The sequence below is a fragment of the Streptomyces syringium genome (assembly GCF_017876625.1).
Taxonomy (GTDB): domain Bacteria; phylum Actinomycetota; class Actinomycetes; order Streptomycetales; family Streptomycetaceae; genus Streptomyces; species Streptomyces syringius.
The window spans coordinates 315,873-341,822 of record NZ_JAGIOH010000001.1 but is presented as its reverse complement, the minus strand read 5'-3'; the positions used below and the strand labels follow the sequence as shown (position 1 = coordinate 341,822).

Sequence of the window (25,950 nt, the reverse complement as noted above, 5' to 3'; positions counted from 1 at the left end):
TCACCGGTACGGTAGGAACTCCAGCTGGGGGAGGTTCAAGTCGTGTCGTCCGACAGCAAGCGGAGCCCTGACCACACGTGGAGCATCGGAGAGCTCGCCGAGCGCGCGGGGGTCACCGTCAAGACCGTCCGCTTCTATTCGGACCGGGGACTGCTGCCGGAAGCCGGACGCAGCGCCGGGGGCCACCGGCGGTACGGGCCCGAAGCGCTCGACCGGCTGCGTCTGATCCGCTCCCTGCGCACCCTCGACCTCCCCGTCCCGGAAGTGGGCCGGATCCTCGACGAGGAGGACACGCTGGAGGACGCCATCGCGGGCCAACTGCGGGAGCTCGGCTCACGGATGGCCGCCCTGCGCTGGCGGGAGGCCGCCCTCCATCTGCTCCGTGACTGTGCCCCGGAGGAACGCGTCGACCGGTTGCGTCTGATCGGGGCGATGACCACCCCGCCCAGCACGGCCCCGCTGGCACGCTTCTGGCGGCGGTGGCTGCCTCCACGGCTCCCGCCCCGGCTGGTCGCCACCATCGTCGAACAGGCGGTGCCGCAACCACCGGCGGATCCGACCCCCTCCCAGGTGCTGGCCTTCGCCCGGCTGCACGCCTTCACCTCCGGAGACTGCCGCGGCACCGATCGCGGACAGCCCGCGGCACACCGCTCCGACAACGGCTACCGCCCGGCCGTGCTCTATGACGGTCTCATCGAGGCGTTCGCGCTGGCCTCGCCGGAACTGCGGGCGCAGCGGGCACCGCACCAGGGCGAGGCGCTCGACTGTTTCGTCTCCGCCTACGCCCGTGCGTGCGGTGCGCGCGACACCCCCGCCTTCCGCCACGGGCTCAGCGCCCAGCTCGCCGCGGACCCCCGTATCGACGGCTACTGGCGCCTCGTCGCCGAGCTGTCGGACCCGTCACAACCGACCCCCGGCGCCGCGCACGACTGGCTCCGCGCCGCGCTCGTCGAGGGCGAACTCACCGTCCATGAACCAGTCATGCGCGGTCAGAGCTAGGCAGCCGCAGCACGCCCGTCAGTCGGCGGTGTCACCCAGGGCGATCAGGATGTCGTCGAGGGTGTGCTCGAAGAGCGGTTCGGGATCGGTGAGGGCGAAGTCGAGGTGCCCGAAGACCTCCACGGCCACCGTCCCGTACAGGCGGGCCCAGGAGGCGACGAACACATAGATGACCTCCAGCGGTACGGGTTCGCCGGAGAGATGTTCGCGTACCTCCTCCAGTTGTGTCACCCAGGCGGGATCCAGGTCGGCGGGCGGGTGGATCGTACCGCTGCGCCACAGCCGGACCATGAGGCCGAGGATGACGCCGCCGAAGCGCCAGCTCGAGTCGTGGGCGACGGTACCGGGAGTGGTGTCGGCGTCGGTGACCGGCTTGGCGAACAGCAGCGTGAACTCGTTGGGGTGGGCGAGTGCCCAGCGACGCAGCTCGCGGCCCGCCTCACGCAGCTGGCGGCCCGGCTCGGCGGAGGGGTGACGGTCACGGGCCGCGGCCAGGGCCGTGGCCAGTTCGTCGTAGAGCGCCGAGGTCAGCGCCTGGATCAGCTCCCGGTGGCCGGCGTAGTAGCGGTAGAGGCCGGGCGCGGTCATGCCCATCTCGCGGGCGATGGCCCGCAGCGTGACGGCACCGGGACCTTCCTCTACCAGTAGCCGCCGACCGGTGCGCAAGATCTCCGCCAGTGCCTCCTCACGCACGCGGTGGCGGCGGCCGGTACGGGTACCCGCAGTGCTCGACATGGGCTCGGACCACTTCCGTTGACAAAGTTAACACCTATCACTTTAGCTCTTCCCTGAAAGTTAATGGTGTTAACAACTGCTGCAGGGGAGTGCTCGTGAATTACGGCATCGTTCTGACCTACACCGTCACCGAGCGGTGGCTGGCGCTGTCACGTGAGCAGCGCAACGCGATGCGGGAGACGCATCTGGAGCCGGTCTTCGCCTCCTACGCCGACCGGGTCCGGGCCCGCTTCTTCGACGCCGAGGCGTTCAGCGGCCGCATCTCCGACTTCGCCGTGCTGGAGACGGAGGACCTGGGCGCGTATTACTTCCTGATCGAGGCCCTGCGTGACACGCCGGTCATCGCCGAGGGCTACCTCACCTTCGGCGAGGTCTTCCTGGGGGTCGAGGACGGCTTCCACCGGTACGAGCAGATGCTGTCGCGGTGAGGCCGAGTGCGCGGATGACCCCCGCCGTGCCGTCCTGCTGCTCGATCAACGCCCCGATGCGGCGGGTCCGTTCGCGGTAGCGGCTGTCGGCGAGGAGCCGCGTGAGGGCGAGGCCGAGACCGTCGGGGTCGAGGCGGGGCATCGGGACGGCGGCGGGGGTGAGACCGAGGGAGCGGAGCCGGGCGGCCCAGAAGGGCTGGTCGAGCTTGAAGGGGACGGGGAGGGTGGGCAGAGCGGCTCGTAGGGAGGCGTGAGTGGTTCCCGGCCCCGCGTGATGGACGGCGGCAGCCATACGCGGGAAGAGCCAGGCGTGCGGGCATTCCCCGATGGTGAGGATGTCGTCGCCGTCGCCGGTCAGGCCTGCCCAGCCGTTCTGGACCACGGCGCGGATCCTGAGCCTGCGGACGGTGCGCGTGATGATCCGGGACAACCGTTCCGCCTGGTCTTGGCCCATGCTGCCGAAGCCGAAATACACGGGTGCGGGCCCGGAGGCGAGGAAATCGGTGAGCCGGTCATCGGGGCGCCAGTCCGGCGGCTGAGCGGGCCGCCAGATGCCGACGGTCTCGTGCGCGGCGGGCAGAGGCATACCGTCGGGCAGCAGAGCGCTGCTGAAACCGTAGTAGACGGTGTGGCGACGGGCGGAAGGGATCAGGGCATCGCCGGTGAAGCGGTGACGCAGGCCGAGTTCGCGCCGTAGGGCGGTGATCACCGGTGCGTACAGCGGGCTCAGGGCCAATTTGACCAGCGCATCGGCAGCCGCGTAACGCACGCGGGGGGTACCGGCGATGAGGCGGGGGAGCATCATGGCATGCGAGACGGTGTAGACGCCGTGGCACGGCAGGCCGAGCCCTTGGCCGATGGCGGCGGCCTGCGGGTGCAGTAGGGGGTGGGTGAGGAGAACGTCGGTGCCTTCACCGGCGGCTTCCAGAAGCACTGTGCCTGCGGTGAGCGCCATGTCCCGGCCGTTGTCGATACGCGCGCGGCGCGTTTTGTGTGCTCCGACCGCCGCCTCCTGTTCGTCCAGGGGCATGGCCCGTACCCGGAGCCCGTGTTCACGGAAGAGGGCCGCGTACCGTCGGGAGGTCACCACGGTCACCTGGTGGCCTGCCCTGCTCAGGCCGGTCGCGAGGCCGGTGTAGGGGGCGATGTCGCCGGTCGTACCCCAGGTGGCCAAGAGGATACGAGGCTTCGCGGCGGATTCCACGGCTGCGGGCTCCCGAGGGGTGGGGTGCGGCGGAGCATTCACGGCATCGTCTCGATCGTGCAGTGCCGCAGGGTGCTGAGCGGCCTGCCGTCGAGGAAGAGGGCGACGAGAGTGGCGAAGTCGGCGTCGCGCTCCATGTGCAGCAGGTGGTCGGCGTGCTTCATGACGATGAAGGTCGCGCGACTGATGGTGGCTGCGACGGCCCGGTTGTCGGCGACGGTGGTGGCGGTGTCGAACTCCCCGACTCCGAGGAGCGAGGGAACGCCGCGGATGCCGCCCGGGGGCAGCGGATCGCGCAGCAGAAGGAAACCGCGGTCGTGGACGTAGCGGATGAGGGGGTCGTCGGTGGATGCGGCGAGCTGGTCGAGCACGACGCGCCCTGCGGCTTTGATCAGCAGGTGCCGTTCCGCCGCCTCGGCATTGGTCAGGACGCCGACCAGCTCCCGGGCGGCTCGCAGCCGATCGGCCGGGCCTTCGGCGGAGCACGCGCTTCGGGCGTCGACCTCCCGGTGCAGCCCTTGGCTGATCAGTTCCGCCAGGCGAGGGGCGGGCCGGGGCGAAGCGCCGAAGAGCATCAACCGTGTGACCCGATCGGGGTGGCGTTGGGCGAGCCGGTATCCAATGGGATAGCCGGAGGAGACGCCGAGTACGGCGAAGCGGCGGATGCGGAGCCGGTCCATGGTGTGCAGGGCGGCTTCGGTGAGATCGTCCCAGCTCAGGCTCTGCGCTGTCTGCCCGGGCGTGCGTGCGGGCGGCAGGTCGGGGATGACGAGGGGGAACCGGCAGGCCACGTGGCGCTCGAAGCGTCCCCACGAGTGCCTGGTCTGCAGGCCGCCGCTGAGGACGAGGAGCGGTTCGGCGCCGGCCGGGCCGGGCGCGACGACGGTCCTGCACGGGTAGTCCGCAGCTCTCCAGGGAATGCGGTGGTCGTGCGCCCCGGTGGGGGCGGAGAGGAGCGGGGAGCCTTGTCGGGTCACGTTTTTGCCGCCAGGTGCCTTCCGATGAGTGTCGCGAGGTCGGCGACGGTGGAGTTCGCCGACAGGTCGGCTTCGGAGATGACCAGGCCGTACTCGTCCTCGATGACCATGGCGAGTACGGCGACGGCCATGGAGTCCACGCCGGCTTCCGTCAATGTGGCCTCCGGGGTGACCGGTCCGGGAGGCAGTCCGGCCTTCCGGGTCAGAATGCCGATGACCGTCTTCTGCATGTCGTCCATGCGCCTGACCTTCCGGAAGTGGCGGGTAGGGTTTGGTGAACCCTGGGTCACAGATAGGGAATTGAGGCCGTGGATCACCGGTGGGGGTCTGTGCGTGAGTCACCGATGAGGAGTGAGAGCGTGCGGCCACCTGGCGGTGGTGGCGGCCCATGACAGGCCGCTGCCGAAGGCCACCATCAGCACCCGCTGGTCCGGTTTGATCGCGCCGTCGGAGGCGGCGTGTGCGAGCAGGATCGGAACGGACGCTGCGGCGGTGTTGCCGACGTGCTCGATATTGGTCGGCATGCGGGCGGTCGGGAAGGACAGTGTCGCGGCCACGGCCTGCGTGATCGCCGCGTTCGCCTGGTGCGCGACGAGCACATCGACGTCCTCCAGGCTCCAGCGCGCGGCTTCGGCGGCGGCGATCGCAGCGGCGCTCATGCGCTTGACCGCGTTGCGCACCACTTCGGCACCGCGCAGATGCAGATACGCATCGGCTCCGCCGAGGTCCGGTGCGGGCGTACGACGCCGGGAGCCGCCGGCCGGGATGGCGATGGCGTCGGCGAGGGTGCCGTCACTGCCCCATACCGACGGGCCGAAGGTAGCGGGCTCACCCGGTTCGGCCCGTCGCAGCACGGCTGCGCCGGCGCCGTCACCGAAGATCGGGGCGGTGCTGGAATCCTGCGGATTGATCACGGTGGAGCAGCTTTCGGCGCCGATCACCAGCACCGTTCCCGCGGTGGCGGCGGCGATCAGCCCGCGGGCGAGCTCGCAGCCGTAGAGGAAGCCGGAGCAGCCGGCGTTCAGGTCGAAGGCGGGAGCGCCGATCATGCCCAGGCGGCTGGCGACTTCGGGAGCTCCGGCGGGACAGAGCCGGTCCGGGGTCGTGGTGGCCAGGATGAGCGCGTCGACGCGCGACACGTTTGCCGAGGCCAGAGCGCGGGCGCCCGCCTCCGTGGCCAGGTGGACGGTGGCCTCGCCGTCGCTGACGCGGTGCCGACGGGCGATGCCGATCCGCCGCCGTACGAAGTCGTCCATGACGGCGCTCATGAGCTCTGCATTGGTCACCACGGTCGGCGGCAGCCAGCTCCCCAGTCCTGCCAGCACGGTGTTCAGTCTCTGCTCTTCTGCCACGGTTCTTTCCGTTGAGGCGGGGTGCGGGGCGGTCGTCACCCGACAGCCATGGCCGGTTCGATCAGATAGCCGAGATCGGTGAGCGGCCGGCCGGTGAAGAACCGCATCACCAAGTCACTCGCTTCGAAGCGGCGCTGCAGGAACACCCAGTGATCGGCTTCACCGATCGCCGCGAATCTGCAGTCCTCGATCGTGGCTGCGAACTCCTTCTGCTCCTGCGGGGAGCTGATGGTGTCGTGCTCGCCGCAGAACACCAGCGTGGGAACACCGTTCAGACCGCCCTGGGGATCCAGGTTCTCCAGGACCGAACGCTCCATCGTCCGGAACCCGTGCGCGCTGTTGGTGACGGCCCGCAGGGTCATCCGCTTGACCAGTTGACGCACCACATCCCGGTTTCTGACGGTCACATCGGTGTCGGAGCACAGGAACATCTCCGCCAGGACGTCGACGAACCCGTTCGCGTCCCCGGACAGCATCCGCTGGGCACCGTGCATCCACAGGCCGATGAGTTTGTCGCTGATACGGACGGGCACGCCGCCCAGGGCCAGCTTGGCGTACCGGTCCGGGCGCCGTTGCGCGCAGCGGTAGGCGACCGCTGATCCGAAGGAGTAGCCGAGGAAGTTGACGCGCTCCAGACCGAGGTCGTCGATGATGATCTCGATTGCCCGGCACATGGTCTCCATGTCCTGCTCGGGCCGCAGCGGGGTGGATTCGCCGGCGCCGGGGAGGTCCACCGAGATCAGGCCGGCGTCGGGCAGGACGTGACGCTCCATGATCGACCAGCCGTGCATGCCCTGCAGAACGCCTCCGAGGACGAGCACGGGCTCGATGACGGGGGCGTCACTGTTCACCACCTGGTAGGAGAACGACAGCCCGTCCAGTTGCAGGGTGTGGGTGATCGCCTCGGTCACAGCTCTCCATCGCAGGGTCGGGCCGTTCGGAGACGGCCGCTCGCGGACTCGTCCGGTCGTCGGCCGCCGGCCGCGTCCAGGGCCTGCTGAACGAGATCGGCCGTCTCCTGGAGAGTGGTGTCCCCGGAGGCCAGCGAGTCGTTCAGCTGGATCCTGTAGTGGTCGGAAACGGTCACGAACATTTCCACCTGCGCGATGGAATCCAGTTCGAGACTGTCGAACGAACGGCTGCCGGTCAGTTCCTCGGGATTCAGGTCGTAGGTGGTGGCCAGGTAGTTGCGAACGAAGTCGAACGGCGGCTGAACCGGCGGCCCCATGAGAAACTCCCTACCGTCGTGCGGGTTTGATATCGGGCCAGGACAACGCGACCGATCCCCACACGGCGCCGCCTCCGAACGCGGTCAGCAGCGTCCGCGCACCGGGGGCGACGGCCTGGGCCTTGACCAAGTCGTCCATGACCAGAGGAATCGATGCCGAAGACGTATTGCCGACTCGATGAATGTTCCCGAAGCGGCTGGTTTCGGGCACGCCCACCAGGTCGGACACCTTGTCCAGGATCCGCTGGTTGGCCTGGTGGCCGATGAATGCGCCGATGGAATCCACCGGCCATCCCGCTCTCTCCAGCAATTCCCGGGACACTTCGGTCATCCGACGCACCGCGTGAGCGAACATGTGCGGGCCCTGCATCCGCAGACAACGCTCCGCCCCCGACGCCACACCGCCGTGGTCGGGTCGGCGGGAGCCGCCGGCTGCGACCACGGCCAGGTCCTTCTGCGTGCCGTCGCTGCCCAGGCAGGTCGCCTGAACAGCGCCGGGCTCGTCGAGCTCACCGCTGCGCAACACCACGGCCCCGGCCCCGTCGGCGAAGACCACGGCGGTGCCGCGGTCCGTGGGATCGGTGATCGTCGACAGTGTCTCCGCGGCCAGGACCAGTACGCCCTCCGCCATGCCCGACCGGATCCACGCGTCGCCCACGGACAGCGCGTAGGTGAACCCCGAACAGGCGGCTGCCACATCGAACGCCGGCAAGGTGCCCAGCCCCAGCTGGGCGGCAACCCACGGAGCCGTCGCCGGTGAGTGGTGATCAGGCGTCGTGGTCGCCAGTACGACGAGATCCACGACCGGGTCGCCCGCACTCTGCAAGGCCGCACGGCCCGCTTCGACCGCGAGGTCCCCGGTGCTGGTCCCCGGCTCCACCCAGCGTCTGCACCCGATCCCTGTCCTGCTGCGAATCCACTCGTCACTGGAACCGAGATTCGCGAGCACCGGGTCATCGTTACGGATCACGCGCGGAGGGAGGTGGGCACCGACGCCGGTCACCACGGAAGCGGAACTGGCCATACGAATCGCCATACGAATCCCCCGGATCGACAGGAAGCCCGCGATCGTACGTCAATCGTGCGCCACTGTATTTCACACATTAAGTGCCCGTCAAAGGAATCGGAGATTCCTTCAAGCGGATCGCCTTCGCTGTGCAACGAAGGTGCGACCATCGAACGAGCGGGCCTCAGAATTCTTGTTCTGGCGCTGAATATATGCGGCCGTGAGCTGCTTGATTTCCGCTCGTCCGGCATTACGGAACGCTTGCGTCTGACCGCTTCAGGCCTTGTGGTGCCGCGTCACCGTGCGCGGAAACCTCCCCCGAACCCGTGTGCCTTGGAGGCGCGAATCATGGCGGCCGAATGCGATGGCGCAGAGCTGATGCACATCGACGAATCAACCTACGCTGCAGACCCACACACCTTCTACGCGACCCTGCGCGCCGAGGGCGCGGTCCGTCAGGTCGTCATGCCCGGCGGCCTCAAGGTGTGGCTCATCAGCCGGTACGACGACGCGCGTGCGGTGCTGGCCGACCCCCCGGCTCTCCAAGGACGTCGAAATCGGCCGACAGGCCATCATGCGCAACACCACGGCGAAGGCCGGCGTCATGGCGTTCGCCATGGAACTGGTTTCCCACATGCTCAACTCCGACCCGCCCGATGAACAAGGTCTTTACCGCCCGTGCCGTCGAACGTCTGCGTCCCGGGATCGACGTCATCACCCACGAGATGCTGGACGTCATGGCCAGGGAGCAGTCCGCAGATCTCATGCGTGACTTCGCCTACCCCCTGCCCATGTCCGTCCTGTGCGAACTGCTGGGCGTCCCCGTTCCCGATCGCGACCGCTTCCACGGCTGGGTCCAGGCCCGGATGTCCGACGACCCGGCGCGCATGATGGCCGCCGCGCCCGGTCTCCTCGGCTACCTCCACCAGCTCGTCGAAGCCAAGCGCCACACACCCGCGGCAGACCTCCTCACCGACCTGGTCCACGCCGGCGACGACGACGGCCGGCTCAGCCCCCCGGAAGTCGTCGCCACGACCTTCCTTCTCCTGGTCGCCGGCCACGAGACGACCGTCAACCTCATCGGCAACGGCACCCTTGCGCTCCTGCGCCACCCCGACCAGCTCGCCGCCCTGCGCGCCGACCCGTCCTTGATGCCCTCGGCCATCGAGGAGTTCCTGCGCTACGAGGGCCCGCTCAACACAGCCAGCCTGCGCTACACCACCGAGCCCCTCGACGTCGGCGGGGTCACCATCCCCCGGCACGACCTGGTCGCCGTGGCCCTCACCTCCGCCAACAGGGACGACGCCCACTTCCCCGACGCCACCCGCCTCGACGTCACCCGCACACCCACCGGCCACCTCGCCTTCGGGCACGGCATCCACTACTGCGTCGGCGCCCCCTGGCCCGCCTGGAAGGACGCATCGCCTTCACCGCGCTGCTCGACCGATTCCCCGAGATCCACCTCGCCTGCGACGAAAGCGAACTCCGCTGGCGCGGCACCATGTTCCGGGAGCTGCAGACACTCCCCGTGCGATTCTCCGCTACGCCTTAGCTCGACATCATGGGACGTTTGCGTAGCGGCGGACCCGGGTTACAGTCACCCGATGCTGCGCATCGACATCCCCTTCGCCACCGCCCGGCTCGTGCTCCGTCCGTTCCGGCCCGAAGACACCGAGGACGTTGCCGACTACCAGAGCCGGCCCGACGTCGCCCGGTTCATGCGGTGGGAACCGCGAGGACCGCAGGAGGTCCGGGCGGCCGTGGAACAGATGGCCCGGGAGACCGAACTGACCTCGGACGGGGACTGTCTCACCCTGGCGGTCGTCGAGCCGGGCACGGGGACGGTCGTCGGGCAGGTCGAACTGGTCCTGCTCAGCGCGGAACACCGCCAGGGTGAGCTCGGCTGTGTCTTCCACCCCGCCCACCAGGGCAAGGGCTTCGCCACCGAGGCCGCGTCCGCCGTCCTGCGCCTGGGATTCGACGCATGGGGGCTGCACCGGGTGATCGGCCGTTGCCACGCCGACAACGCCGCCTCCGCCGGACTCCTCGAACGGCTGGGCATGCGGCGGGAAGCCCGTTTCATCGGCACGGAGTTCTTCAAGGGGGCATGGCGCGACGACCTGGTATACGCCATGCTCCGGCGTGAGTGGTCGGCCGTGGCCGCCCGTCGCTGAACGTCACATGGCCCCTCGACTGACCTCAACCACCCCGACCGCATGGGTAGTTACCTACGTGAAGGCCGCGCATGCCTGCGCGTGGGTTTGCGTCGCCCGGCACCTGCGTTGATCACCGTCGTAGCGTTGAAAGTCCCCGTTGAGCGGATACCGCGCTGTTGTCGGGGCCCGGGGGATCAGTCCAGTGGTGGCCAGGGCCCGGCGAGCAGGCGCTCGGCCTCCGCGACGATCGCTGCCGCCGACTGCTCGCGTGTGCCGTCCCAAATCTTCTCCCAGTCGTTGTACGCATCGACCTGGTCGACAAGCGGCTGAAGCGACCGGGGCCGGGCCAGCACGCCCCAGCCCTCGTACGTGATCACATCACCCCCGGCCCCGGGGGCCAGACTCCCGTTCACGATCAACCGGAGCCACCAGCGCACGAGTTCCCAGCGTGCCGCTTCCCAGGGGATACCGGTGTCGTCGGCGGGAAGGCCCGAGGTCAACCCCAGCTCGTCCAGTACCTGCTCGAAGAGCACATCGGCGCTCTCAAACTCTGTTCGTGACAGACCGGCAAGCAGCGGAAGCGACTCCGACTCGACGTCGAGGACCAGCGCGGCAAGCCCTGCCTCGATCAGTTGGTGCGGGTGGAACCGTCGGCCGATCAGACGCTCCAGCGCCAGCATCCGCAGATACTCGACAGCCTCCTGCGCGTCGACGGCGTAGGGGGTGTGCGGTGTGAGCGCGGTGACGTCGATGCCCGGGCCGCCCCCGACGAAGTACGACCAGAAGCCGACAGTCGCGTGAGTCGGGAATCTGCTGGCCCGGCCGGTGAACTCGTGCCGTATGTAGTCGGTGAGGTCGTTCCCGTAGACGATGATGTCGGTCTGGTGGACGGACAATACGGGATGACCCCACTCGCCTGCCGTGCCGGGCAGGTAGCGGTGGCTGTAGACGGGTACCAGCTGCGGTACGGTCGCCAGCTCGGACCGTGCGATCCGCAGCGCGTCGGATGTCTCCACGGGCCTCGGACCCCAGGTGGGATACCAGAAGCCGTTGTGCTCCACGTCGAAAAGGACGCCCTCGACCGGTTGGGCGAGCCGCGCGGCCAGGTCCTCAGGGTCGCCGTTCCTCCAGTCCGGCCAGCGTCCTGACCCGTGGGGGAGCCCGGCGGCAAGGAAGACCCTGTGGTCCGCCGAGAAGGTGAAGCCGAACCGGCCCTCGACCGCGTCGAGTTCCCGCTCGCTGAGGCCCGGCCCGATCTGGGCTCGGAGCGAGTTCTGAAGGCCCCTGGCGTCTTCCGGCGTCAGCGGCGGGGGCGACTGTGCGGTCATCCCGGCAGCATAGTGACCTGCAGGTACCCGCCGAGCGTCGGTGACGCGCCTGGACGGGAGTGAATCGCCGCCGGTGATCCCGAGGTGACTCAGCCGGCGAGCCTCGACGCCGCCGCGCCCTGGAGCGCTATGCCTCTTACGGCACAGTAGGCCTCGGCCGGGTGGTTGTAGTAGCGCCACGGAAGGGCGTCCACATAGCCGTCCACCAGCCGGAACTGTTCCAGGGCGGCCTCGTGGCGGCCTTGCTTGGTCAGGCAGTAGGCCAGCAGGTGCCGGACCTCGGCGGCCCTGGGGTGATCCGGCCGAGCCGCGGCGACATCCGCCAGGGCGGCCTCGGTCAGCGCCATCATCTCCGGCCAGCCGTAAGCCTCCTCCGGCGCCTCGGCGTCGTTGTGCTCGTACCAGCTGACCAGCGGGAACATCGTCAGCAAGCTGCCATGCGGAGCAGCCGCCGCGGCCCGCGCGGCGAAGTCGCGGGCGAGTTCCGCGGAGCCGCACCACTTCGCGCTCGAGTACTGGAGCGCGCACCCATGGGCCTCGTAGTGGTACGGCGCGCGGGCGGTGACCTCGGCCCACAGCTGGTGCAACGCCTCGTGCGGGGCGCTCAGGCCCATGTACAGCGGGATCTGAAGCAGGTACGGGGTCGGGTCGCCGGGATGGGCCAGCGAGGTGGCGCGGTCGAAGTCCTCCCTGGCTTCTTGCAGTACCCGGTGGAAGCCGGCGAACTGCTCGGCGGAGGTCTCCTTGGCCCGGGCCCTGCCACGGATCTGCCAGGCCAGCGACACCTTGGCGTTCGCGTGGACCACGGCCGCGTCCGGGTCGTCGGGGCGCGCGGCCTGCCAGGCGCGCAGCCAGGTGTCGTCATCGGCCGCCCGCCTCGCGATGGCACCGACGAGGTAGGAGCGGCGTTCCCAGTCGGTGCCCGTGGCGGTGAGCGCCTGGGCGGCGGGCTGCCAATCGCCCTGGGAGAGGGCCGTCAGCACGGCTTCCGTCTCGGAGTCCCGGTAAGGCCGGTCCGTGTTCTGGCGCTCCGGAGGCAGCAGGTCCGCGCCGATTTCGGCGGCGAGTCTCTCCGCGCGCTTGGCGAGCCTCTTGGACCGCAGCCAGAAGCAGAGCATGACGAGAATGATGATGAACGGGAGGATCTTCCCTGACATGGGGTTCTACCTTTGATCTTGGCCAGTGTTCCGCCGTTTGTAGCGGGGGTGAGGGCTTTCTGGAAACTGCTCCGCCGCACAGTGCGCACGAGTCCGCAGTGTCGTCCTCAGCCAGTGGGGCACTGCCGGCTTTCTCGATGACATCCCCACATGCCCACCGACCTGACCAGGCACCACGGGCCAGGCTGTTCACCTCTGGTGCGGATCAGTGGGACGTCATTTCGGTCAGCAGCCGTGGGGCGTCACCGCTGAAGTCGATCCACGGGTTCGTGCCCAGCACCTCTGCTCCCTCCACGCTCGGCTCCTCGTAGCGCATGACGAAATTCTCGGGGCCGTGGGCGTACGCCACGATCAGGCCGTGCTCGGCATCGAGGAAGGCGCCGTGGGGACGGATGCCAGGGTAGCTGATACGCCAAGCCGGGTCGCCCGTCTCCACGGCGGGCACCGTCTGCTTGGCGACCACACCGTCGGGCAGCCGGTAGAACCACGTCCACTGGCCACCGGAGACGACCGTCATCACTTCATCAATGCCGGAACCGTGATCGGAGCTGTTGACGTGGAGCCGTCCGAACCGCTCCTGCGCGGCGTGCCGCGCGCCGGTATCCATGGTCTTCATGTCGTAGACCTTCGGGTAGGGGGAGACCCCGTACTCGGAGGGGTTCAAGAAGCCGCCGCGGTGCACCTCCGGCTCGCGCCCCGCCAGCTGGACGTGTGCCAGCAAGTCCCCGCGGTGCAGGCTGAACAGTGAGATCAGTTCCGCGTTCTCGTCTTCCGTGAGCCCCCGGGTCCTGGACGCATTCAGAATGGGGTGCGCTTCCGCCGGAATCGGGACCTGGCTGACGTGAACACCCACGGCGCGTAGGACCTGGTTGACGGACACGATGCCGATCGTGGCACGCCGCCCGTCGGTGTAGGAAGGCTTCAGGTTTCCGTCGTCTGCCTTGCTCATTGCTGCTCCTCTTGCTTCGGCTCGCTCGGGTACGAGCGCGGAACTTCCGTCTCTCGAGCGAACAACACTCATGATCACTTCGTTGGTCGATGCGGGCATCGGCCAATGGGCTTATCCCGACAGCGACCTTGGAACCAGACACCGTGCCCATGGGCCCACCACGGCCCGACGCACGCTAGGGGCTGTGTGGGGTTGTGATCACTTTCGGATTCCGTTCCGGTCTGGGGGCGGAATCCGGTAGGACGTTGGGTGTGACGCGTAGGCAACTCACGGATGATCAGTGGGCGTTCATCGAGCCGTACCTGCCGATAGGTGAGTACGGTCCGTACCCCCAGCGGCTGCGGGATCAGTTCGAGGGGGTGATCTGGCGGTTCCGGTCCAGCGCCCAGTGGCGGGAGATGCCTGGTGAGTTTGGCCCGTGGCCGACGGTCTACGGCCGTTTCCGGGTGTGGAGGGACGCGGGCGTCTTCAGCACGTTGCTGGAGGGCCTGATTGCCGAGACCGCCCGCCGGGGTGAGACGGACTTGTCCCTGGTCAGCGTGGACTCCACGACCGTCCGCGCCCACCACGACGCAGCCGGGATGCGCATCGACGAGGAGGTCATGGAGGCTCTGGAGAAAGCCGCTGCCGGGCAGGAGCGTGGCCGGCAGAAGGGGGCGGCCCGCAGGGACACAACGGGCAGGACGACGAGGACAGCCCCGGGCGAGACGAACGGCGACGCATCCGGCGACGCCGCAGACTTCGTCTGAACCAAGCCCTGCTGGGCAGGTCCAGGGGCGGGCTGACCAGCACAGTCCATCTCGCCGGGGACCGCAGGTGCCGGCCCCTGTCGCTCGTCCTGACCGTCGGACAGGCCGCCGACAGCCCGCAGTTCGTCCCCGTGGTTAAGAAGGTGCGTGTCCGCCTGCCCGTCGGGCGTCCCCGCACCCGGCCCGGCGCCGTCGCTGCGGACAAGGCCTATTCCTCCCGGGCCAACCGCGCCTACCTGCGGAAACGCCAGATCAAGGCTGTCATCCCGGAGAAGAGGGACCAGGCCGCCAACCGCTGGAAGAAGGGCAGCCGGGGCGGCCGGACCGTCAGCCACGACGCCGGCCTCTACAAGGAGCGGAACACCGTCAAGCGCCTGATCAACAAGCTGAAGGCCTGGCGGGGCATCGCGACCCGCTACGACAAGACACCCGAAAGCTACCTCGCAGGCCTCCACCTCCGCGCCTCGATGATCTGGATCAACGACCTCCCAAAGACACCCGGCTGATCACAACCTCACACAGTCCCTAACCGGGCCACCGTCCGGCTGGCCCGAGGCCACCCCCGGCGCTGCCGGGGGTCCCGGTAGTTCTCGACAGGAAATCAACGCCAAGTCGATCCTGAGTCTTTGTCCTGCCGCTTCTCGCCCCTTGGTCCTGTTGCCAGTCTTGGGGCGGACGATGCCGGGCGGGAGGTTGGAGGCGTCGGGGTACGCGCGAAGCGGCTCTGGCAAGATTTTCGTAGGCGGAGATCATCTCGGTGACACGGTCGGCCGGTCCGAATACCGGGCAGCCTATGCCTGTGCTCTGTTGAACTGGCAAGCTGTTACCGCAGTTGGCCAATGTGCTGGTGGTCTCGGTCGATGTCTCCGTTGCTGTCGTTGTGGTCCGCGCCCGCACGAAATCCGGTGTTCCAGCAGGATGTACCGGATGCGGCGAGCCAAGCACGTGGTTCCACAGCCGCTATGTACGGTGCCTCGCCGACCTCGTACTGGGAGGTCGGCCTCTACGCATCGACTTGTCCGTACGCCGCCTGTACTGCGAAAACCCGACTTGCCCGAAAGTGACCTTCGCCGAGCAGGTGCCAGGGCTGACCGTCCGTTACCAGCGCCGCACACCACAGTTGCAGCGCCTGGTGGAGGCCGTCGGTGTGATCCTGGCCGGCCGGGGCGGCGCCCGGATGCTGCGCATCCTGAACGTCACGCTCTCGCGGTGCACGGTTCTGTCTCAGCTGATGCGGGTGCCGCTTCCGCCGCTGGGGACACCCCGGGTGCTGGGGGTGGACGACTTCGCGCTCTACGGCGGCACCTACGGCACCCTCCTGGTCGACGCCACCACCCGGCTCCCGCTCACGCTCTGGGAGGGACGCGACACTGAACGGCTCGGCCGCTGGCTCCGCGAGCACCCCGGTGTCGAGGTGGCTTGCCGCGGCGGCTCGCTCACCTACCGGCAGGGCATCACCACTGGTTCCCCCGACGCGGTGCAGGTCAGCGACCGTTTCCATCTCTGGCAGGGCCTCTCCCGCCGGGTCCAGGACATCGCCTCCACGCACCGCGGCTGCCTGCCCGCAGCACTGCCCCCTGTCAGCGAGATCGATTCAGCACCGATCGAGGAGACTGCCGAGGACGCCGCGGCGGACACCCGGGCCGGGCGCCATGCCCGAAGGTTGTTCGAGGCCGTGCACGCTCTGACGCGCACCGGCCGCAGCCACAGTTCCGTGGCCCGGGAGCTCGGCCTGGACCGCCGCACCGTGCGCAAGTACGCCCGAGCCCGCACCTGGCAGGAAGTGATGCGCCGCCCGCCCCGCAGGCCCTCCACCCTGGACCCCTACCTCGACTACCTGCAACAACGCTGGACGAGGGACAGCACAGTGCGAAGATCCTGCACGAGGAACTCCAGGCCAAGGGCTACCTCGGCCACTATCAGCGGGTGAAAATGGCCGTCGCACCCCTACGACGGGGCCTGCCCCTGGACGCGCCTTGCGAGCGACCGCCTTCCCCACGCGAAGCCGCCCGCTGGATCACCACCCACCCGGCCCGCCGCAGCCTGCACATCAACGACCGCCTGCCCCGGCTCCTCCACCACTGCCCTGAGCTCAGAACCGCCCACGACTTGGTCCGCCGGTTCGCCGGCATGCTCGACAACCGCGACGCCACACTCCTCCCCGGCTGGCTCGACGACCTCGCGAAGAGCGGACTGCCCCCTCTCACCAGCCTCGCCGGAGCCCTGCGCGAAGACCGGCATGCCGTCACCCAGGGCATCGCCACCCCCTACAACTCCGGGGTGAACGAAGGCCGCATCACCGATGTCAAGCTACAGAAACGCCTCATGGCTGGCCGCGCCAGCGTTCCACTCCTCCGCCAGCGCGTCGTCCTGATCGCCCACTTCCGCCGACAATACGCAGACCGGCCTACCGTGTCACCGAGATGATCTCCGCCTACGAAAATCTTGCCAAAGCCGCGAAGCTGCCCAGCTTGGTAGGCGGCTATATGCGCACCATGGTGCGCTGTGCGACGCGAATGACATCGGCAGAGAACGTCTGCGGTAGGAAGGCGCATGGCAAGGATGCGTCGAGGCTTTGCGGGAAGGCCTTGACGCCCCGGGCAGGAACGGGCGGCTGAACAACTGCGGGAGATGCTGTCGTTCGTCGCCGGTTCAACCGGTGATGTGGTCCTCGGTGCCCTCGGTCTTGCCCTCGGACGCCGCGGACTGCTCCGCGCCCGAGGCGGCCGCCCTGCGCCGCGCGCGAGGCACCGCCCAGGCCGCTCGCAGTGGGGACGAACGGTGTGATGTGCGGACAGAGGTTCGGTCAGGATGTCTGTGCTGGGGGCGGGGAGTCGTCCAAGGAATCGAGGAGCTCGCCGAAGGTGATCTTCTCCTCCCCGTATGCGAAGGTCATGGCGGCGCCGAGCGCCGCCCACCGGTCGCTGCTGCGTCCGCAGCGGTCCAGCAGGATCTGCAGGGCGATCTCGGGCTCGTGGCGTGAGAGGACCTCGTCGGCCGGGATCTGGAGCAGGCGGTCGAGGGTGCGGTGGCGGATGGTGATGACGGCCCGGTAGACCTCGGAGCGGGAGAGGATTTCGTCGGCTGTGGGGGAGTCGAGCCAGGATTGCAGGACGGCCGCCGGGTCGGGGTGCTGGTCGAGGTCGTCGTCGGTCAGCAGCCGCAGCACACCGTCCTCCTCCTGGTCGGCCGGGACGGCGGCTGCCGCGTCGTCGGGCGGCCTGGCTCGACCACGACGGCCCGCTGCCCATCATCGAGGGCACCCCATCGTCCGCCTGGCCGTGGAGCAGCTGCCCAGCGGCGGGGCCAACAAGCCCGTCGACTATGGCATCGGGCACAGGAGCCACCGAGGCGGACGTCGACCGTTGCTGACAATCCTTCCTCCGCCGCTTCGACATCGAGCAGACTTGTCGCCTGTTCAAGCAGATGCTCGGGTGGGCCAAACCTCGATTCCGCAGATCGGAAGCGGCCACCCAACCCGCGTGCCGGTGAGACCGAACGCCGTCGGGCGGCGAAACGGGCAGCCGGTGCGGTCTTCGCCTTCGTCGCCGTGACCGCCGTTACCTATCCCGACGCTCGCCTCGCCGTTCCCACCAGGCTGGGGCTCAAAGCCGCCGAGCTCATTCTCGCCCGCATGCGGGGAGCCAACCCGAGCCGGTGAGCCTCGCCTTGGCGGTCGGCCCTGAGGGAATCGACCGCCTCGCAGGCGCTCAACGAGCGTATGAGGTCGTTTCCGGCAACCGGCACAACAGCCGTACGTCACTGTCAGCGGCGCAGCTTCCGGATGGCCTTCCTGTCCCGGCTGTCAACCTATTATGTTCACCTGGTAAGTCCCGGCGATGTCCCGCGCTGATCTCCGCCTGGCCCTCGCCGGCCGTCTGAAATCAAAGCAGCCGTGAGTACCACTGCTTTAGTCGCTCTCCGGTTTCGACATCGATGGCTGTCCGGTCCGGGTGGAACTCAACCGTGCGGTGCGGGGCTCTGGAGTCTGATTTCCAGTGAGGGCCGCCTACCGCAATCTGCAAACGGACGGGCTGATTTCGGTCCTTTACCGGGACCTTCACTTCCAACCGGATCGGCATGGGAATCTGTCCCGGCTTGAGAGGCTGTGTTTCCTCTTGTGCGGTCTGCCCCCCCGAATCGATGCGAACGAGTTTGGGCTTCTCTTCCCAGTTGGCCGAAGCTGACAGGACGACAGACCGGCCGTCCTTACTCCACTCTGCCGATGACTTCGTCTTGACTCCGTCGATGTGTAGTTCTACGGCTGATCTGCCCTTGTAGGCAGCTGCTTTCTCCTGCCGTTCCTGGCGCTGTTGGTCGTCTTCTGCTTTCTGCCACACGCCTGCGGACGCGATGGCCAGGGCAGCGATCGTGGCGACGGAGAGCCAGGTGCGTCGGCGCGGCCGCGTGGATTCGCCGCCGCCATCGGGGGCCGGAGGGTACGTGGGTAGGGGCGGCTGGGGTGCGCTCTGCCATGCCGGTTCTGCAGTGCCACTGGTCGCGGGCTGCCGTTGCCACCATTCGAGGTCCTTACCCATGCGGGCGACGGTAGCGCGGAGCCGCGCGGCCTGGGTGGGGTCGCCGCACAGTTCCGCTACCCGGCCCTGGGTCACCAGCCAGGAAATGGCCTGATCCGAGTTGATTCCGTGGGCGGTGATGTCCTCGCGCTCGCCGATGGCCGCCATCTGGGCGGCCTCATTGCAGCGGCCCTCCCTCGCGGCCTGGAGAACGTCCTGGTGCCGGGTGTCGATGACGTTCGGAAGCATCTCCCAGCCCCAGCCCCAGTCGCTTTCGGTGGTGTCCTGCTCGATGTGTGCCTCCGCGTCCGCCAGGCTGTCGCCGTCGCCGTCGCCGTCGCCGACGTGGTCAAGGTCAGAGCCGAACTCTGTTTCCGGTTCGGTTTCGCCGGCCGCTTCGACGGACATGGCGGCTACAGCCTGCTGGGCTTTGCGGCGCCGTGAGGATGTGTCGGTGAGCCGGGCTTCGTCCTCGCTCAGTACGGTCTGGACGATGTCGATGTAGTCGGGGCCGACCTTCCACACGGCCTGTCCGGGGTCGAGCGTCGGGATCTTCTCGACCGCCCAGGCTGGCAGGTCGAGGATCGCGCCGACGAGGGCCGCTTCTTCCGGGCCGAGACGTCCGACGTGGGCGACCTCGCACAGGCGCGCCAGGTCCTGCGCCTTGCCGTCGCCCAGGTCGGACAGCGTGTGCATCACGACGTCCATGGAAAACGCGGCCTTGCGGGAGTTCTTCAGCAGCCGCTGGATCAGTTCGCTCGTGGCGGGGGAGAGCAGGATCTGCCATGCCTCCTCCAGCACCAGGTGCCGGTGCACGGCGGTGGACTGCGGCAGCCACACGTGCTCTGCCCAGCACGACACCGCGGCCATCAGCGACGGGATCGCGGGGCTGTTGCGGTCGAGGCCGGAGAAGTCGAAGGAGAGGATCGGCAGGTCCGTCTCCGGCAGGCTCGCGCCCTCGCCGTCGAACAGGCCGCGCAGGCTGCCCTCGGTGTAGCGGGACAGTGCAATCGCGGGGCCCTCGCCCCACTCGGCGAGCCTCCTCGCGGGCCACCTGCCGTCCTGAGGACGAACCAGCGCGTCCACCAGCCCGGTCAGGGAAGTCCCCTTCGGGTGGTTCAGAGCGTGCTGAAGTGCGTGGGTGGCCTGAGGGCCGAGCGCGGCGGGCTCCACCGCAACGATCAGCGAGCGAACGAGCTGCTCGCGGACCTCGGCCGGAAAGAGGTCGCTGCACGGGTTGAGGGTGAAGGCGCCGGCCTTGATGATCCGGCCGCCCAGGTCGCGGACGAGTGGTGCCCATTCGCCGCCGGTGGTGTCCTCGCCGAAGGAGTCGATGACGACGGCCTGATGGCCGTTCTCGAGAATCTCCCTGCGGATCCGGGCTTTGGCGGTCGTGGACTTGCCGGAGCCCAGGCCGCCCAGACCGAGGGAATTCGTCGACGGCAGGACCCGATCGTCGGTGAGGACGGGGGAGAGGTGGAACGGGCGCCCGTCCAGCAGGGACCGCCCGATCGTGATGCCGGGGAACCGGGTGTCGGAGGCGACGAGCGGCGCCGTGATCGCGGCGTGGGTGGACGGCAGACGGATCACAGGATCGCCCCTTTCCTGGTGGAGGCTCCGTGCGGGGTGGTCATCATGTGGGCGCGGTGCTGCTGGCCCGGGAGCCAGTCGAGGTTGATGCGGTGCCGGTCGGCCGCGAGCGCGGCCTGCCAGCGGGCGTCCGTGACGGTCTCGGGACTGTCGCCCCACACCGTCAGGTAGGCGTCGATGTCCACGAGGGTCGCGCCCTGGACGAGGGCACCGTGCGCGGTGCTGGAGGCGCGTTCGTGGGTGTCCTGCTTGACCTCGTCGGTGGTGAACGCCCCCGCCGCGGCGACCTGCCATTTCACCGAACGGCGGGACTGCCCCGCCGGCAGCGGCCGGTACAGCACCGCGAGAGACCGGTCGGACTCCTGCCCGAGCACCAGCCGGGGCATGAGGTCACCGCCGCTCTCCTGGGGCCATGCGGTGATCCGCGCGGTCGAGGCGTAGCGGCCGTCGTCCAGAGAGGCCCAGCCGGGGCCGCGGTCGGTCACGACCGGGACCGGCTCGGGTGTCAGGGGCTCCAGGGCGCCCAGCGCGGCGAACTCGCCTTCCAGGGTGTCCAGGACGCGGGCGGGCGCGAGCCCCTTGGGGATGTGCACGGAGACCGTCTGGGTGTGCTCGGTGTACTCGCCGACCGTGGCGTGGTGGGTGACGTGGAGTTGGATACCGGCGGTGCGGGCCTGGCCGCCGGCGAAGGTCAAGGCGCGGGAGAAGGCGTCATGGAACGCGGCCCGTCGCAGCGGGTCTTGCATGGTGCCGTGCTCCGGGTACAGGGCCCAGGTCCGGGTAGCTCCCGGGCGGGCACACACGGCGTCGGGCACGGTCTTCTCGCGCAGGTGCCGGTAGCCGACGGCCGCCCAGCGGGCGATCGAGCGCGGTCCCGGTGCCAGGTTGAGCAGTGCCGCGGCCGCGCCGAACGCGCCGAAGGTCCACGCGGGCGGCGGGGTGATCAACGCTGACAGCAGGATGGTGCCCCCGACTCCGGCGTTGATCTTCGTCAGCAGGGTTTCGGCGGGACTCAGGCCGCGCTGGACGGCGGGGACGCGATAGCCGGGGGTCAGGGAGTACACGGAAAAGCCTCCAAGAATGTGGGCCGTGCAGCGTGGCTGGCCCCGGCGTCCGCTGTGGCCGCCCAGGGGCGGGAGGGCGAACGCCGGGGCCAGGCCAGACACGCGAGTCGTTCTAGGGGTTGGACGGCGGCCGGTTAGGTGCCGGCCGCGGATTCGGCGCCTGAGGCTGCCGGTTGGGTGCCTGGGCCGCCCGAGCCTGTTGGCGTGCCTGGGTGACCTGCGCCGTGCGAGCCGCCCGTTCCTTGACCTGATCGACGGCAGAGGCGGTGGTCAGCTGCCCCGGACGCTGCTGCGCCTTGAGGCCGTAGGCAGCGAACAGAACGCCTTGGTCCTTGTGCAGCGCGCGGCCCGGCGTGTCCACCGTGCGCAGCACGCGCGCGGAGTTCTCCCGCTCGTAGACATCCGGTACACCGGCCCGCACGACCGCCCGCGCCAGCCGGTTGTCGGTGTTGCGCTCCACCAGGGTGCGGGCGGCGCGGGCCATCCTGGGGCCGAAGTAGGGTACCCCGTGGAAGACCATCCGCAGCATCAGGGCGTCTGCGGCGACCAGCAGGGCACTGTCCACCACGAGCGATCCCGCGGCCAGCGTCACGAATGGGGACACCAGCAGCAGCGCGAACGGGGCGAACATCAGCCCCAGCAGCCGCTGCGCCCACTGCTTGACCGCCGTCGAGTCGCCACCACGTGCCAGCGACGCCAGCACCAGGGGAGCCATGCACACGAACGCCAAGATCCCGAGCTGGCGCATCATGAACACCACGCAGGCGAACCCCAGGGCCACCACGAGCGCCGAGACGATCAGCAGGATAGCCAGTGGGTTCCCCGAGTCCGCCCCGTCCTTCAGGTCTTCACGGATGACGCTGAACAGGGTCGAGGCATCGCTGTCGAACGCGGTCGTGAACGCTGCGTTCACGGCCTGGTTCAGCAGCATCACGACGCCGGGCACCGAGGCCATGCCGGCGACGGCCGCCAGCGTCCACCCGGTAGAGGCCCCCATCTGCTTCATGCGGGGGAGCGCCCTGCCAGGCAGTCAAGGCGCACACGACGACCACGCACACGAAGATAGCCACGGCCAGGTGCTGGCCGAGCCATAGGAACGGCTCGTAGAGCGCGCTGTCGCTCTTCTCCGGCGCCCACGCGCCCTTCGGTGCGACCAGCCCCTCGATCTTTTTGATGAGCCAGTCCGCGAGTTCCCTCACGTGTTTGCTGGCGCCGTGGGTGATGTTGCCGTCTCCGCCGCCTCCGCCGCCGGGATGGCCGGGAGCGTCTGGGAGAGGCTCCCCCTTCCGCTGGCAGTATTTCCGGCCTTCCCCCTTGATCAGGTCACAGGGATCTTTCGGCATGCCGGATCACCCCTTGGCGTTGGTGACGGTCGAGAACAGGGTGTCGCCGTACAGCGCGAGCACGACCGCGACGAACAGGGTGCCGATCGCCATCGAGCCCTTCCGCAGGGCGCCCTGCGGGTCGCCGGAGAGCTGGAGCAGCATGCGTACGGCGATCACGGCAATCACGGCTGCAATACCCTTGGTGACCAGGCCGCCGCCCGTGAGGCCGATGGTGTCGAAAAAGTCTTTGAACCCTTCGCTCATGTCGACCGGCTTCGCGAGGATGGTGAACTTGGACACGGGTCAGGTCTCCTTATTGTGGTGGGGAATAGGGCGAGCGATGGCAAAAAAGTCGCGCATCGATTTCATGGGGCTGAAGCGGACCGCAGTGCCCGGCCGGGGGGCGTCGAGGATGATTCCCCCGCCGACGTAAATGCCCACGTGATGAAGGCTGGCCGGGCCGCTGCCGTAGAATACAAGGTCTCCGGGCATTACCTCTTCGGGCTTTACGGGCTCCGATACGGAGTACTGTTCCGCCGCCGTGCGGGGGAGGGAAATACCGACCCGTGCGTAGGCGTAGAGCGTGAGCCCGGAGCAGTCGAACCCTTTCACGGAGGATCCGGAGGATCCGTTGGGTGAGCAGCACGTGCCTGTGGTGGGACCGCTTTCACTGCCTCCGCCCCACGAATAGGGGGTTCCAATCATGTCTTGTGCCGCGTTGACAATGGTGGCGGCCCGCTCTGCCGTGGTGAGGTTGCTACCCGGCGCGGGTTTCCCAGCGAGGGCCACGATGGACTGTACGTAGCCCTGCGTCTCTGTATACGGAGGTATTCCGCCGTATTTGAGGACGGCTCCGCTTCCGGCGTTGTACGCGGCGAGCATGTTGCTTTGCCCGTCGCCTGGCACGTCTTTGACTTCCTTCGCCAGGCTGCAAAGGTATTTGGCTGCTGACGGGATCGCATCCTCGGGGTCCCAGACGTCACGCTTGCCGTCGTGGTTTCCGTCGATTCCGCTGGTCTCCCAGGTGGACGGCATGAATTGTGCTATCCCCTGGGCGCCAACCGGTGACGCTGCCTTCGGGTTGAATTGTGATTCGGTTTCGAGAAGCGCGGCCAGTAGATTCGGACTCACTTCCGGGCAGGATCCCCCCGCGTCGGTTATCAGGCGCTTGTAGGCGTCGGGAACAGACACGGATAAGTCGAGCGAGCCGAGCGCCTTTCCCGCTGGCGTGTCGCCAGCGGCCTGGACGAGCGCGGCCACGATGACGGCCGCGGTCGCCCCGACGCCGATCGCCCCTCCTACGGCGGTAGATCTCAAGATTCCCCCCTCCCTGCAGTCTCTTGGTGTTTTCCCTGGTTATCACCGCCTCCCGTGACCGCCACGGGACCGCCAGATCACCGCCACCCGGGCGGTGGCGACTGCCCCCCGGGACTGCCGGGTGGCGGTGGTCGGGCGGTGCCGGGTGGCGGTCACGAACCGGACATGAGGGCGGCGGTCAGGTCGGCGAGGTGATAACCCCGCACGCCTTTTGCGCCCTTGGCTGCCGGGACGCCGAGCAGCCGGGACAGCTTTTTCCCTCGGTCTGCCGGATCCGTTTCCGTGATCCCGAGAGCCGGGGCCAGGTCCGCGGTGGGCATGAAATCCAGGCCCTTGCCCTGCATCAGGTCGATTGCCTGCTTGAGCGGAGACACCGGAGCCTGTTCGAGAACCTTCTGCTGGCGGGCGTAAACCTCGTCCACGACTTCCCAGATGAACTCATCATCGAAGTCGAATCCCCGGATGAGAGTGGAGACCCCGTGCACGAAAAGCACGCCCTGACCCTTGATATTGGAGTCGAGAAGTGCCGGGTTGATCGGGGCAACCGTTTCGAAATAAGTGTCACCGAGGGCAACTTTCGCGGTTCCCTCCGATGCCACGTACAGGCACATCCGGTACAGAAACTGATCCCGGACCGTAACCGGGATCGCATTCTGCGCCGGACGCTGCGTCAGCAACACCGTGGAAATCCCCGACTCCAGGGCCTTGGCGACCAGAGACCGCGTCTTTTCCGCTACCCGCTGAGCCTGTTCCTTTCCGGCAGTCGTCCCATCATGAGCGAAGAAGTCAGCGGCCTCATCGACAATGAAGAAAACTGGCCTGAATTTCGGTGCGGGCTTCCGGTTCCGGATGGCGTCCTGGATTCGCGTGTAACGCCTCTCCACGCGGTCGTTCAGCTCATCGACCATGGCCTCCATGACGGCCGGGTCGTCGGACGCCTCATAGCGGACGGCGATTTTCTCGAATTTCGTCAGCCCGCAGAGTTTCCCGTCGAGCAGATACAGATCGAAATCACCGTACGCGATCAGCAAGCACGTAATAAGCCCGTTGATCAGAGTCGTCTTGCCCGTTTGCGTCATGCCACCGACCAGCAACGAGGCCTTGTCGAAAGTAGGCACACCAGCCAGTTCACCAACGACGTCATGCCCGAAAGGGACCCCGCCGAATGCCGAAATATCCTGCCGGGTCGGTTCCGGGAAAGGCCGGGTAAACGGCGGCCGATCGAGCACCAGCAACTGCACCCGGCGCTCGTTGTGACGACTGCGCTCCAATTTGGTGTGCAAGCGGGTGACTCCGAAGACGCCGGCGACGTTCCCGAGCCGCTTCTCGACGTCCATGTACGTTCGCCCCTTGGGCATGAGGAAGTCGTAGAAGCACCCCACCCCCTGCACCGGGGTGATAACGGCCTCGTCGGCGCGGATCGCCTCATCCCTGCCAATGGCGCCGGCTGTGGTGAGCGCCGCCGTCAGCTCTGGGTGCGTCTGGACGGCCACATCAGCACCGTTCGCAACTGCGGTCGGCACCTCCTGATTCAGCGTCGCCCCCTCCGCCGCGGGCTGCGTACGACGTGCCCACAGCCGCTGGACGCCCGTGCGGACCCTCCAGCCCAGAAAGCCGAGCGCGACCAGCGCTCCGACGGTGAGCAGCACGGTGGCCAGCCACGACAAGCCCAACTTGTCCTTGATAGCGGCGAGGACACCGAAAGCGACGGCCAGAACGCCGATAGCGCCCGTCATCTGCCCGTAGGTGTCCTCTCTGGCTTGGTCCTGGGGTCTTCTCTTTGCCACACCCCCTCCTTCACTGTTCGTGGGCCCGCGATCGTAACCGACCGATCGCGCGGTTTCTCTGGATTTTTGTGGTGCTTGCTGG

23 protein-coding genes and 1 pseudogene are annotated in these 25,950 nt (G+C 68.2%); 6 read left to right on the top strand and 18 right to left on the bottom strand.

Translation table 11 applies throughout. The features are described from left to right. The first annotated feature begins 42 nt into the window (after positions 1–42). Entirely contained in the window at positions 43–999 is a 957-nt protein-coding gene (locus JO379_RS01630) for a helix-turn-helix domain-containing protein (protein ID WP_209513409.1), read from the top strand. An 18-nt stretch (positions 1,000–1,017) separates the two neighbouring features. Here JO379_RS01630 and JO379_RS01625 read toward each other — a convergent pair whose 3' ends face one another. Next, a complete protein-coding gene (locus tag JO379_RS01625; protein ID WP_209513408.1) occupies positions 1,018–1,734 on the bottom strand; it encodes a TetR/AcrR family transcriptional regulator in 717 nt (238 codons plus the stop codon). Between the two features lie 95 nt (positions 1,735–1,829). Here JO379_RS01625 and JO379_RS01620 point away from each other — a divergent pair, with 95 nt between their 5' ends. Continuing rightward, on the top strand, positions 1,830–2,162 hold the full coding sequence (locus JO379_RS01620; RefSeq protein ID WP_209513407.1) for a darcynin family protein: 333 nt from the start codon (positions 1,830–1,832) through the stop codon (positions 2,160–2,162). Here the strand turns inward: JO379_RS01620 and JO379_RS01615 are convergent. From JO379_RS01615 to JO379_RS01585, 7 genes are all read right to left on the bottom strand, one after another. Next, positions 2,092–3,336 (bottom strand): glycosyltransferase, encoded by a 1,245-nt coding sequence (locus JO379_RS01615; protein WP_209513406.1) that lies wholly within the window; start codon positions 3,334–3,336, stop codon positions 2,092–2,094. The genes JO379_RS01620 and JO379_RS01615 overlap by 71 nt on opposite strands. Before the next feature lie 68 nt (positions 3,337–3,404). Continuing rightward, a complete protein-coding gene (locus JO379_RS01610) occupies positions 3,405–4,343 on the bottom strand; it encodes an alpha/beta fold hydrolase (protein WP_209513405.1) in 939 nt (312 codons plus the stop codon). Next, positions 4,340–4,582 carry an acyl carrier protein gene (locus JO379_RS01605; protein WP_209513404.1) on the bottom strand — a complete coding sequence of 81 codons (243 nt, stop codon included), beginning with the start codon at positions 4,580–4,582 and terminating at the stop codon, positions 4,340–4,342. Before JO379_RS01605 ends, JO379_RS01610 begins: the two co-directional genes overlap by 4 nt. A 99-nt stretch (positions 4,583–4,681) precedes the next feature. After that, positions 4,682–5,695: a 3-oxoacyl-ACP synthase III family protein gene (locus JO379_RS01600; RefSeq protein ID WP_209513403.1), complete on the bottom strand. Its 1,014-nt coding sequence runs from the start codon at positions 5,693–5,695 to the stop codon at positions 4,682–4,684. Positions 5,696–5,730: 35 nt separating this feature from the next. Further along, positions 5,731–6,606 carry an alpha/beta fold hydrolase gene (locus tag JO379_RS01595; protein WP_209513402.1) on the bottom strand — a complete coding sequence of 292 codons (876 nt, stop codon included), beginning with the start codon at positions 6,604–6,606 and terminating at the stop codon, positions 5,731–5,733. Then, positions 6,603–6,923: an acyl carrier protein gene (locus JO379_RS01590; protein WP_209513401.1), complete on the bottom strand. Its 321-nt coding sequence runs from the start codon at positions 6,921–6,923 to the stop codon at positions 6,603–6,605. Before JO379_RS01590 ends, JO379_RS01595 begins: the two co-directional genes overlap by 4 nt. Positions 6,924–6,933: 10 nt before the next feature. Next, on the bottom strand, positions 6,934–7,959 hold the full coding sequence (locus JO379_RS01585) for a beta-ketoacyl-ACP synthase III (protein WP_245381335.1): 1,026 nt from the start codon (positions 7,957–7,959) through the stop codon (positions 6,934–6,936). 626 nt (positions 7,960–8,585) lie between these two features. Here JO379_RS01585 and JO379_RS33040 point away from each other — a divergent pair. After that, positions 8,586–10,103, top strand: a complete 1,518-nt coding sequence (locus tag JO379_RS33040; protein ID WP_245381334.1) for a GNAT family N-acetyltransferase — start codon at positions 8,586–8,588, stop codon at positions 10,101–10,103. Between the two features lie 176 nt (positions 10,104–10,279). Here JO379_RS33040 and JO379_RS01570 read toward each other — a convergent pair whose 3' ends face one another. From JO379_RS01570 to JO379_RS01560, 3 genes are all read right to left on the bottom strand, one after another. After that, a complete protein-coding gene (locus JO379_RS01570) occupies positions 10,280–11,413 on the bottom strand; it encodes a hypothetical protein (protein ID WP_209513399.1) in 1,134 nt (377 codons plus the stop codon). Between the two features lie 89 nt (positions 11,414–11,502). Continuing rightward, positions 11,503–12,570 carry a hypothetical protein gene (locus tag JO379_RS01565; RefSeq protein ID WP_245381333.1) on the bottom strand — a complete coding sequence of 356 codons (1,068 nt, stop codon included), beginning with the start codon at positions 12,568–12,570 and terminating at the stop codon, positions 11,503–11,505. Between the two features lie 205 nt (positions 12,571–12,775). Further along, complete coding sequence (locus JO379_RS01560; RefSeq protein ID WP_209513398.1) at positions 12,776–13,519, bottom strand: hypothetical protein; 744 nt, start codon at positions 13,517–13,519, stop codon at positions 12,776–12,778. 251 nt (positions 13,520–13,770) lie between these two features. Between JO379_RS01560 and JO379_RS01555 the strand changes: the two are divergent. From JO379_RS01555 to JO379_RS01545, 3 genes and pseudogenes are all read left to right on the top strand, one after another. After that, a pseudogene (locus JO379_RS01555) lies at positions 13,771–14,774 on the top strand (IS5 family transposase). A 554-nt stretch (positions 14,775–15,328) separates the two neighbouring features. Further along, positions 15,329–16,198, top strand: a complete 870-nt coding sequence (locus JO379_RS01550) for a transposase (protein WP_209513397.1) — start codon at positions 15,329–15,331, stop codon at positions 16,196–16,198. Next, on the top strand, positions 16,195–16,695 hold the full coding sequence (locus JO379_RS01545; protein WP_209513396.1) for a transposase: 501 nt from the start codon (positions 16,195–16,197) through the stop codon (positions 16,693–16,695). The genes JO379_RS01550 and JO379_RS01545 overlap by 4 nt, the downstream gene beginning before the upstream one ends. A gap of 379 nt (positions 16,696–17,074) precedes the next feature. Here the strand turns inward: JO379_RS01545 and JO379_RS01540 are convergent, their stop codons facing one another. The 7 genes from JO379_RS01540 to JO379_RS01510 all read right to left on the bottom strand — a co-directional run bounded on the left by JO379_RS01540 (position 17,075) and on the right by JO379_RS01510 (position 25,868). Beyond that, on the bottom strand, positions 17,075–17,437 hold the full coding sequence (locus JO379_RS01540; protein ID WP_209513395.1) for a hypothetical protein: 363 nt from the start codon (positions 17,435–17,437) through the stop codon (positions 17,075–17,077). Between the two features lie 715 nt (positions 17,438–18,152). After that, positions 18,153–20,375 (bottom strand): putative type IV secretion/conjugal transfer ATPase, encoded by a 2,223-nt coding sequence (locus JO379_RS01535; RefSeq protein ID WP_209513394.1) that lies wholly within the window; start codon positions 20,373–20,375, stop codon positions 18,153–18,155. Beyond that, positions 20,372–21,439: a hypothetical protein gene (locus JO379_RS01530; RefSeq protein ID WP_209513393.1), complete on the bottom strand. Its 1,068-nt coding sequence runs from the start codon at positions 21,437–21,439 to the stop codon at positions 20,372–20,374. The genes JO379_RS01535 and JO379_RS01530 overlap by 4 nt, the downstream gene beginning before the upstream one ends. Before the next feature lie 112 nt (positions 21,440–21,551). Beyond that, entirely contained in the window at positions 21,552–22,445 is an 894-nt protein-coding gene (locus JO379_RS01525; protein WP_209513392.1) for a hypothetical protein, read from the bottom strand. A gap of 343 nt (positions 22,446–22,788) precedes the next feature. Continuing rightward, complete coding sequence (locus tag JO379_RS01520; protein WP_209513391.1) at positions 22,789–23,064, bottom strand: hypothetical protein; 276 nt, start codon at positions 23,062–23,064, stop codon at positions 22,789–22,791. A gap of 3 nt (positions 23,065–23,067) precedes the next feature. After that, positions 23,068–24,081 (bottom strand): C40 family peptidase, encoded by a 1,014-nt coding sequence (locus tag JO379_RS01515; protein ID WP_245381332.1) that lies wholly within the window; start codon positions 24,079–24,081, stop codon positions 23,068–23,070. 152 nt (positions 24,082–24,233) lie between these two features. Beyond that, complete coding sequence (locus tag JO379_RS01510) at positions 24,234–25,868, bottom strand: FtsK/SpoIIIE domain-containing protein (protein WP_209513390.1); 1,635 nt, start codon at positions 25,866–25,868, stop codon at positions 24,234–24,236. Positions 25,869–25,950 lie beyond the last annotated feature (82 nt).